Genomic DNA, 8,996 nt, shown 5'->3' on the forward strand with positions numbered 1-8,996 from the left:
TCGCGGTGTGTGTCATCGAGACGTCGCAATGCGCGGTGAGCGGCCCGGACGGCCGCTTCCGCATCCCTGACGTCAGGGGCGGGGCGTATCGCCTCGAAATCACGCCCGCGGGCGCCGCGCCGATCCAGAGCGACCCTGTCACGGTGCGCGCCGGCCTCGAGGGGCGCGTCGAGGTGACCCTGCCGTCGCTCGAGGGTCTGACGCAGACCGTGACGGTCACCGCCTCGGCCTTCGTGGCCCCGGAAGAGATCAAGAACTCGGCCTTCCTGATTCAGCAGGCCGAGATCCTCACCAACGCCGCCGCCCTCCAGGACATCTCGCGGTACGTCCAGACCCTGCCCGGCGTCGTCATCGGCACCAACGACTTCCGCAACGACATCATCGTGCGCGGGGGCAGTCCGCTCGAGAACCTGTTCGTCGTCGACAACATCGAGATCCCCAACATCAACACCTTCGCGAACTTCGCGTCGGCGGGGGGCACGGTGAGCATCCTCGACGCCAACCTCATCCAGGACGTCACGTTCCTGACCGGCGGGTATCCCGCGCCCTACATCAACCGCACGTCGAGCGTCCTGCAGATCACGCAGCGCGAGGGCAGTCGCGAGCGGGTGGGTGGTCGCGCCACGTTCGGCTTCGCCGGGGCGGGCGGCATCGCCGAGGGGCCGCTGCCGGGGCGGAAGGGGTCGTGGGTCGTCTCGGCGCGTCGCAGCATCCTGGACGTGTTCTCGGACGATGTCGGGTTCGGCGGGGTGCCGACCTTGTACACGGTCAACGCCAAGGCGGTGTACGACCTGACGCCGAAGGACCGCATCTGGATCATCAACGTCACGGGCTTCGACGACATCCGGCTCGGGCGGTCGAACGACACCGAGGACATCGAGGACGAGATCAACACGTTCGACATCCGCTACGACGGGCGTCGTTCGGCGACCGGCATCAACTGGCAGCGCCTCCTCGGCGAGCGTTCGGTGGGGCTGCTCGGCGTGACCTACTCGACGGCGCGCGTCGACCAGCAGGTGAAGGATCTGGCGTTCGGCGGCGTCGTGCCGCCCGACGTGCCGGCCGAGGACGTCATCGCCAACAGCCCCATCGTGTTCCGCGAGAACTCCGGCGAGGACGAGACGACGATCAAGTACGACCTGACGTCGACGCTGGGCCGGCGCGTCAAGCTGCAGGCCGGCGGCAGCCTCAAGCTGTTCCGCATCGACTACGACACGGCCTCGCCGTTCGGCAACGACAGCCCGTACGTCCGGGAACCCGGCTTCGCGCCGTTTTCGCTGACGCGCAGCTTCACGTCCTCACAGGCGGGCCTGTATGTCCAGGCGACGCAGGACCTGACGTCCCGCCTCAACGTCACCTACGGCGCACGGCTCGACCACTACGACTACCTGTCGTCGACCAAGGTCAGCCCGCGCGCCGGTGTCAGCTATGCGTTCAACGACCGCTGGTCGTGGCGCGGCAGCTACGGTCGGTACTACCAGCAGCCGTTCTTCCTCTTCCTCGCGGCCTTCGATCAGAATCGCGACCTCGTGCCCTTCGAGGCGGATCACTTCGTCACCGGCGTCAGCTACAGCAGCGCCGGCCGCATGCGTGCCACCGTCGAGGCGTACCGCAAGACCTACGACAACTACCCGGTGGCGGCCGATATCCCGCAGCTGTCGCTGGCCAACATCGGTGACACCTTCGCCACGCGCGACATCCTGTTCCCGCTGCTGAGTGCCGGCAAGGGCGAGGTCACGGGCATCGAGCTGCTGGCCGAACGCAAGCCCGGCGGCCGGTGGTACGGCCAGGCCAGCATCGCCGCCTCGCGCGCCAGGCACGCCGGACTCGACCAGGTGCTGCGTCCCGGGTCGTTCGACTATCCGGTGGTCGTCAACCTCACGGGATCCTGGCTGTTCACGGAGAAGTGGCAGGCCTCGGCCCGGGCCGTGTACCTGTCGGGGCGCCCGTACACGCCCTTCGACCTCGTCACCTCGACCGCCCAGAACCGCGGCGTCTTCGAGTTGAGCCAGGTCAACGGCCTCCGCGCCGACGACTACTTCCGCCTCGACGCCCGCATCGACCGGGCGTTCACCATCGGCGGACAGCGGGTGACCTTCTTCGCCGGCGCGCAGAACCTGACCAACCGGAAGAACTTCGCCACCCTCGGCTGGAACCGCACGCGCAACATGGCCGAGGTCAACGAGCAGAACGGCATCTTCCCGCTCATCGGCTTCGACTGGCCGTTCTGACGCAGGCACGGTCATTGCAGTGGCTTCGTAGTTGGCGCACGGCGTCTTCGCGCGCACCAAGGAGCACACACAGATGGCCTTCAGCGAGGTCCTGACCGATCATCGCCGCATCAGGGCGTGGGCCGACGCACGCACGGCCAAGCCGTCCTGCGTCGTCTGCCACGACGGCGTTCGCATCCCAGGACGCATCCGACTCGATTTTCCCGGGTTCAGCAGTGGGGAGGCGCTGGCGCGCATCAGCTGGGACGAGTGGTTCGACACCTTCGACGCCCAGCAGCTCGGGCTGGTGATCGAGTCCGGCACGGCGGACGCGCAGCGCAGTACGTTCCACACCCTCGTCGCACGTGACGGCGAGTTGTGCGGCGTCGGCGCCGGCTCACGGTAGTCGCGTCGACAGATCCGTCACGTTTCCGTCGTGGCGAAACTGAACGGCGGCCAGGGGCCGGTGAGGGCGAGTTCGTGCCCGCCGGCCCGGAGGTCGCGGTCGGCGGTCCGCACCGCCCGCACGAAGGCCGGGCCCTCGATCGCTGGCACCAGGACGGCGAGGTCCAGCCACACGCGCCCGGGGCCTGCGGGCCGCGGCCGCTCCCGGACGTCGACGGCTCTCGGACCGATGAGCGCCAGCACCTGCGCGCGCGGCGCGGTTTCGCGTCCCTGGCGTCCGGCCAGCGGCATCAGCGGCGCGTGCGAGAGCTGCACGCCGTACTCGACGCGCCCCTCCAGGTGGTCCAGTCGCGCGGTCAGCGTCGGCAGTGTGGCCTGCACGTGACTGACGGCGCCCGCTTCGCTGGTGAAGATGGTGAAGAGCCGCAGGGGCACCACCGGTCCGCCACGCATCGCGCGGCCCAGGGCGTCGCGATGGACGGCGGCGCAGCGCTCCCGCCACACGAGGTCCTCGATCTGTCGACGCAGGGGCTCGTCGCCGTACAGCGTGTCTGGCACGTCCGACACGACCATCCAGTACCCCGCCGCCACGGGCACCATGCGCGGGCCCCCGGTCGCTCCTGGCATGCCTGGCGTCCGCCCGAGCCGGGGCGCCGCGGCGGCGCGCACGACGCCGTGCACGTACACCAGCGCGGCCGGTCCGTCCTTGCGGGGTGGCGCGTTACGCATCGGGGGCCACCTCGGGGATGACGAACCGGCAGGGACCGGCGTTCGGAGTGTCGATACCCACCATTGTGACGCAGGTTGCCGGCCAGGCGACGATCACGGGCGTGAACCCGCTACGCCGCGCTCAGCGCGCAGGGCGTCGACGAGAGGCGGAGGGGTGCCGAGGACGTGTCAGGAGGGCAGCCCGGCGGCGTGCAGGACGCGCTCGAGCTCCGCGGCGAGCGCCTGGGGCAGGCACGGTTTGGTGACGAAGGCATCGCAGCCGGCATCGCGCGCCCGCGCCTCCTCGCCATTCAACGCATGGGCGGTCAGGGCCACGATGGGAATCGCGGTCGTCCGCGGATCGCTCTTGAGCAGCCGGGCGAGCTCCCAGCCATCGATCCCAGGCAGCGACAGGTCCATGAGGATGACGTCCGGGAGCAGGCCGAGCGCCTTGGCCAGCGCCTCGTGTCCATCGGCCGCCTCCTCGACGCGATAGCCGCGACGGGTCAGGTAGAACCCGTACATCTCGCGCGCGTCGGCGTAGTCGTCGACGAGCAGCACGAGCGGCGCCACGGCGGGCATGTCGATCATCGGCGGTGACTGGGCATGACGGGAAGCCGTCGCATCATAGGTCACGCACGACGTGCCTCACAAGGCTGTAGCGGTTCGATACCCGGACGCACGACGGCCCCGGACGTCGCGTGGACGCCGGGGCCGCGGTCGATCGCTGGCGGTGGCGCTACTCGGTGCGCGCGATGGGCTTGATCTCGAAGCCCTTGCGGTACTCGCGGGTCAGGAGCTTGTCGGCTTCGCGGTCGTTGACGAACGTCTCGGTCTTGCCGTCGAACTGCAACTGGCGGCCGACGCGGTACGAGATGTTGGCCAGGTGCGGCAGCGCGGAGGACAGGTGGCCCTCCATGACGTCGCACGTCAGCTTCGTCGGGTCGTTGGCGCGGATGGCATCGACGAAGTTCTGGTAGTGCGGCGTCTCGATGCTGAAGAGGACGAGCGGGTCACTGCCACCGGAACTGGGCGGCGCTTCCGAGCCGGGGCCCTTTTCTTCCTTGCTCCGGCCCTTGTACGACTGCCACTTGCGGCCGTCGCCATCGACCCACATCCAGCCCTCGCTGCCGTAGAAGAGGTTGCCGATCTTGACCGAGCCCTCCTCGTTGGTCGCTTCACCGCGCGTGGCGAACTCGAGCACCGTGCCATCGGCGTACTCGAACAGCGACGTCTGGACGTTCGGCGTGTTCTGGCTCGACTCGGGGCCGTAGTAGCCGCCCATCGACGCGACCTTGACGGGGTGCTCGTTCTTGCCGAGGCCCCAGCGCGCGATGTCGAACTGGTGCGGGCCCTGGTTGCCGGTGTCGCCGTTGCCGTAGGCCCAGTGCCAGTGCCAGTTGTAGTGGAAGTGGTTGACGTTGAAGGGCGTCTTGGCGGCCGGACCGAGCCAGAGGTCGTAGTCGACCTTCGACAGGTAGGCGGCATCCCAGCTCGGCTCGGGACGGCCTTCGACATTCAGCTTGTACGTGGCGCCCGCGGGCAGCGGGCCATCGGGATACTTGCCGATCGACGGGCGGGGCTTGAAGCACAGGCCGCGGGCCATGTAGACCTTGCCGATGCCGCCATCCTTGAGGAACTGCATCGCCTGACGGACGGCCGGGCGGCTGCGGTTCATCGTGCCGACCTGGACGATCTTGCCGTACTTCTTCGTCGCTTCGACTTCCTGGCGCCCTTCCCAGATGGTGTAGGACGAGGGCTTCTCGACGTAGACGTGCTTGCCGGCCTCGAGGGCCATCACCGTCATCAGCGCGTGCCAGTGGTTGGGCGTCGCGATGATCACCCCGTCGATGTCCTTGTCGTCGAGGACCCGGCGGAAATCCTGCACGAAAGTGGGCTTGAACGTCGCGACGTCGGCCAGGGCCTTGTCGTTGACGCGCTCGGCCTCCAGATTCAGATCCACGTCCGCCAGCGTCTTGATCTCGACGCCCTTGATCTTGGCGAACCCGCGCTTGAGCGCATTGCCCTGCCCGCGGACGCCGATGCTCGCGAGCACCAGCTTGTCGTTGGCGCCCTGAATGCGCGCCGCGGCTTGTGCGGTCGAGGGGAGGAAGTGTCCCCCAGCGGCCACCACCGCTGCGGTCACGCCGAGCCGGGACGCAAACTCGCGCCGCGACATGCCATTGCCTTGCTGTTGTTCTGCCACGTCTGGCCTCCATGCACGGGCACGCCTCGACGGACGTCTCCCGATGTTGCTGTGATCTGGATATCGGAGTCTATCACTGGTACGACCAGTGGTGAATCACGCGGGAGGACGGAGGACTGAGGAGCGAGGACGGAGGTAGGACGGAGGGCGGAAGGGTCAGCCGGGGGGAGCGGCCAGCTGCCACTGGCGGACGGCGTCCAGCGGATACAGGAGCATCAGGACGTTCAGCGTCAGGTTGTCCCGGATCAGGTAGCCCGCCACCACTTCCATCACGACGGCGGCGACGACGATCACCCAGATCGGCAGGCGGGCGGCCAGGACGAAGCCGAGGACCATGGCGCCGATGTCGCTCAGCGAATTCAGCACGCTGTCGCCGTAGTAGTCGAGCGCGATCGTGGCCTCGCGGTAGCGGTTGATCACCATGTCGGTGTTCTCCAGCACCTCCCAGCTCGCCTCGAGGATCACCGCGGCCACCAACCGGAGGCCGAGGGGGATGCCCCCGGTCCGCCAGCGACCGACCAGCCACAGCAGCCCGTAGAACAGGAAGCCGTGGATGACGTGCGAGAACGTGTACCAATCCGACACGTGCTGCGAGTTCCCGCTGCTGTTGACCTGGCCGTGCCACAGCGCGACCTCGCCGCACCGGCAGATGGGCGTGCGGCCCAAGAACAGCAGGATCAGGCCCGCCAGCGCCATGACGGCCCCGACGGCGGCCACCGTGCGCGTGCTGCCGAGCGTGCCGAACGACGAGAGGAACCGGGATCGCGCTGCCACGCGCTTCACTATGCCATCCGCCTCGGGCATTGGTCACGGGCTTGCATCCGGGGGCAGGGTGACGCATTTGCAATGGATGGCGGCCGCTGGCGGCCTGTTCCTCACCATGGCCCTCTCCTCGGCCCTCGTCCGTCGTCTGCCCCTGACGACGGCGATGATCTATCTCGGGATCGGGGTGGCGGTCGGTCCCGCGGGGCTCGGCGCCCTCGCCATCGATCTCGACGGCCCGACCCCCTGGTTCCTCCAGTTGACGGAGTTCGCGGTCATCGCCTCGCTCTTCGTCGGCGGGCTCAAGCTCCGCCTGCCCTTCACGGAGCCGGCCTGGCAGGCCCCCTGGCGACTGGCCGGACCCGGCATGCTGCTCACCATCGCCGGCGTGGCGGCCCTGCTCCATCTGGTCGGGGGCTGGACCTGGCCCGTGGCGATGACGGCGGCGGCCATCCTGGCGCCGACCGATCCCGTCCTGGCCGGGGCCGTCACGGTCAGCGAGGCCGACGATCGGGACCGCATGCGCTACGCCCTGTCCGGCGAAGCCGGCCTGAACGACGGGACGGCGTTCCCGTTCGTCGTCTTCGGTCTGCTGTGGCTCCAGGCCGATCACCTCGGTGCCTGGGTGGGGCCCTGGGCGCTGTCGCGGCTGCTGTGGGCGGTGCCGGCGGGGCTCGCGGTGGGCTATGTCCTCGGGCGCGGTATTGGACGACTGGGGATCCAGCTCCGACACTGGCAGCGGGACCTGCGCGCGCCCAGTGACCTCCTGGGCCTGGCGCTGATTCTCCTCAGCTACACCGCGGCGGAGGGCCTGCACGCCTGGGGGTTCCTGGCCGCGTTCGCCGCGGGGGTCGGGATGCGCCATGCCGAGCGAGGCGTCGTGCGCGACGACCCGCACCCGGACCACGACGAGGGTGACCCGGAGGTGGCGCATCCGCCGGCCGAGGACGTCGTGCCCGACCAGCCCAGCGAGCACGACCTGGCCCACCCGGCGGTCGCCGCCGGGGTCGTGGTCGGGGAGACCCTGACCTTCGGCGACACCCTCGAACGGCTCCTCGAAGTGGTGCTGGTGGTGCTGGTCGGCGTGCTCCTCGCCTCCCACGCCGACGCCTTCGGCCTGCTGGTCGCCGTCGTCCTGATCGTGGTCGTCCGGCCGATCGCCGTACGCCTGGCGCTGATCGGGGCGCCGACGTCGGCGGCGCAGGGCCGTCTGATTGGCTGGTTCGGCATCCGCGGCATCGGCAGCCTGTACTACCTGGCGTATGCCCTCGAGCACGGCCTGGGCGGCCAGGCGGCGTACGCCGTCAGCAACATCGTGGTCACGACCGTTGCCACCAGCATCGTGGCGCACGGGGTCAGCGCCCACTTCCTGTTGCCTGCGGCCGGAAGCCAGACCGCCTCGTGACGCGGCCGCGCGGCCCCCGCCGAAGCGCCAAGCGCGGAGGCAGGTAGACTGTCCTGTGCCTTTTTCCCATCTTGGGCTGCATCCGAGCCTCACGCGGGCCCTGAAAGACCTCGGCTTCACGCGTCCGACCCCCATCCAGTCCGATGCCATCGGCCCGGCGCTCGCCGGCCGTGACGTCCTGGCCTGCGCCGCGACCGGCAGCGGCAAGACGGCGGCATTCCTGCTGCCGATTCTCCAGAAGCTGATCGGTCAGCCCCGAGGCACCACCCGTGCCCTGGTGCTCACGCCGACCCGCGAACTGGCCGCCCAGATCCTCGAGGATCTCAACACCTTCGCCGTCCACACGCCGATCACGGCCGCCGCCGTCTTCGGCGGCGTCGGCATGGGGCCGCAGGAGCAGGCGTTCCGACGGGGGGTGGATGTCATCATCGCCACGCCCGGCCGCCTGCTCGACCACTTCCGGTCGCCCTACGCCAAGCTGGCCGGCCTCGAGTTCCTCGTGCTCGACGAGGCCGACCGGATGCTGGACATGGGCTTCCTGCCCGACATCAAGCGCGTCCTCAAGCACCTGCCGGGCACGCGACAGACCCTGTTCTTCAGCGCGACGATGCCGGCGCCGATCGTCAGTCTGACGCGCGAACTGCTGAACAACCCCGCGACGATCAATCTCGCGCGGCAGGCAGCCCCCGCGGTCGGCATCACCCAGGCCGTCTACCCCGTGTCGCAGGATCTCAAGGGCGCGCTGCTGGCGGCGTTGCTCGCGCGCGGCGTCATGACGCAGGCGCTGGTGTTCACGCGCACGAAGCACCGCGCCGATCGCCTCACGGCCTACCTGGAGAAGCAGGGCGTCAAGGCGGCCCGCATCCACGGCAACCGGTCACAGGCGCAGCGCACCCTCGCGCTGGCGGGCTTCAAGAGTGGCGAGTATCCGGTGCTGGTGGCCACCGACATCGCGGCCCGTGGCATCGACGTCACCGAACTGGGGCACGTCGTGAATTTCGACGTGCCGGTCGCGGCGGAGGACTACATCCATCGCGTAGGACGCACCGGGCGCGCGGAGGCGACGGGTGAGGCCTTCACCTTCGTCTCGCGTGAAGAAGAAGGCGAGTGGAACCTGATCGAGAAGGTGGTCGGCAAGCGGCTGCCGCGCGTCCAGTTGCCTGACTTCGACTACACCGCGAAGCCGGAGGTCAGGCTCGAAATTCCGATCGCCGAGCGCATCGCGGCCATCCGCAAGCGCAAGGCCGAGGAACGCGCCCGCGCGCAGGCCAAGGCCGCGGCTCGGGCGGCGCGTCCGGCC

8 protein-coding genes are annotated in these 8,996 nt (G+C 69.3%); 4 read left to right on the plus strand and 4 right to left on the minus strand.

Features of this window, described 5'->3' with window-relative positions; genetic code table 11:
- Together Q0C41_RS27310 and Q0C41_RS27315 are read left to right on the plus strand one after the other, a co-directional pair.
- Positions 1-2,231 (plus strand): TonB-dependent receptor (locus Q0C41_RS27310; RefSeq protein WP_291989470.1); only part of this gene is annotated, 2,231 nt, incomplete at its 5' end.
- A gap of 73 nt (positions 2,232-2,304) precedes the next feature.
- Positions 2,305-2,616 carry a hypothetical protein gene (locus Q0C41_RS27315; protein WP_291989472.1) on the plus strand — a complete coding sequence of 104 codons (312 nt, stop codon included), beginning with the start codon at positions 2,305-2,307 and terminating at the stop codon, positions 2,614-2,616.
- A 17-nt stretch (positions 2,617-2,633) separates the two neighbouring features.
- On the opposite strand, the gene Q0C41_RS27320 is transcribed toward Q0C41_RS27315, so the two are convergent.
- From Q0C41_RS27320 to Q0C41_RS27335, 4 genes are all read right to left on the minus strand, one after another.
- On the minus strand, positions 2,634-3,344 hold the full coding sequence (locus tag Q0C41_RS27320) for a GvpL/GvpF family gas vesicle protein (RefSeq protein ID WP_291989474.1): 711 nt from the start codon (positions 3,342-3,344) through the stop codon (positions 2,634-2,636).
- Positions 3,345-3,512: 168 nt separating this feature from the next.
- Positions 3,513-3,914, minus strand: a complete 402-nt coding sequence (locus tag Q0C41_RS27325) for a response regulator (RefSeq protein ID WP_291989476.1) — start codon at positions 3,912-3,914, stop codon at positions 3,513-3,515.
- A gap of 148 nt (positions 3,915-4,062) precedes the next feature.
- Positions 4,063-5,529: a Gfo/Idh/MocA family oxidoreductase gene (locus Q0C41_RS27330; RefSeq protein WP_291989478.1), complete on the minus strand. Its 1,467-nt coding sequence runs from the start codon at positions 5,527-5,529 to the stop codon at positions 4,063-4,065.
- A 156-nt stretch (positions 5,530-5,685) separates the two neighbouring features.
- Positions 5,686-6,246: a DUF2585 domain-containing protein gene (locus Q0C41_RS27335; protein WP_367079314.1), complete on the minus strand. Its 561-nt coding sequence runs from the start codon at positions 6,244-6,246 to the stop codon at positions 5,686-5,688.
- A 115-nt stretch (positions 6,247-6,361) separates the two neighbouring features.
- Here Q0C41_RS27335 and Q0C41_RS27340 point away from each other — a divergent pair, with 115 nt between their 5' ends.
- A complete protein-coding gene (locus Q0C41_RS27340) occupies positions 6,362-7,696 on the plus strand; it encodes a cation:proton antiporter (RefSeq protein ID WP_291989482.1) in 1,335 nt (444 codons plus the stop codon).
- Between the two features lie 55 nt (positions 7,697-7,751).
- A partial coding sequence (locus tag Q0C41_RS27345; RefSeq protein ID WP_291989484.1) for a DEAD/DEAH box helicase occupies positions 7,752-8,996 on the plus strand: 1,245 nt, incomplete at its 3' end.

This window comes from Luteitalea sp., assembly GCF_022842525.1.
In the GTDB taxonomy this organism is placed as follows: domain Bacteria; phylum Acidobacteriota; class Vicinamibacteria; order Vicinamibacterales; family Vicinamibacteraceae; genus Luteitalea.

What these genes read in the sequence shown, in the direction of transcription:
- Q0C41_RS27315 (WP_291989472.1), top strand. Translation starts at nt 2,305, where the DNA reads ATGGCCTTCAGCGAGGTCCTGACCGATCATCGCCGCATCAGGGCGTGG.
- Q0C41_RS27320 (WP_291989474.1), bottom strand. Translation starts at nt 3,344, where the DNA reads ATGCGTAACGCGCCACCCCGCAAGGACGGACCGGCCGCGCTGGTGTAC.
- Q0C41_RS27325 (WP_291989476.1), bottom strand. Translation starts at nt 3,914, where the DNA reads ATGATCGACATGCCCGCCGTGGCGCCGCTCGTGCTGCTCGTCGACGAC.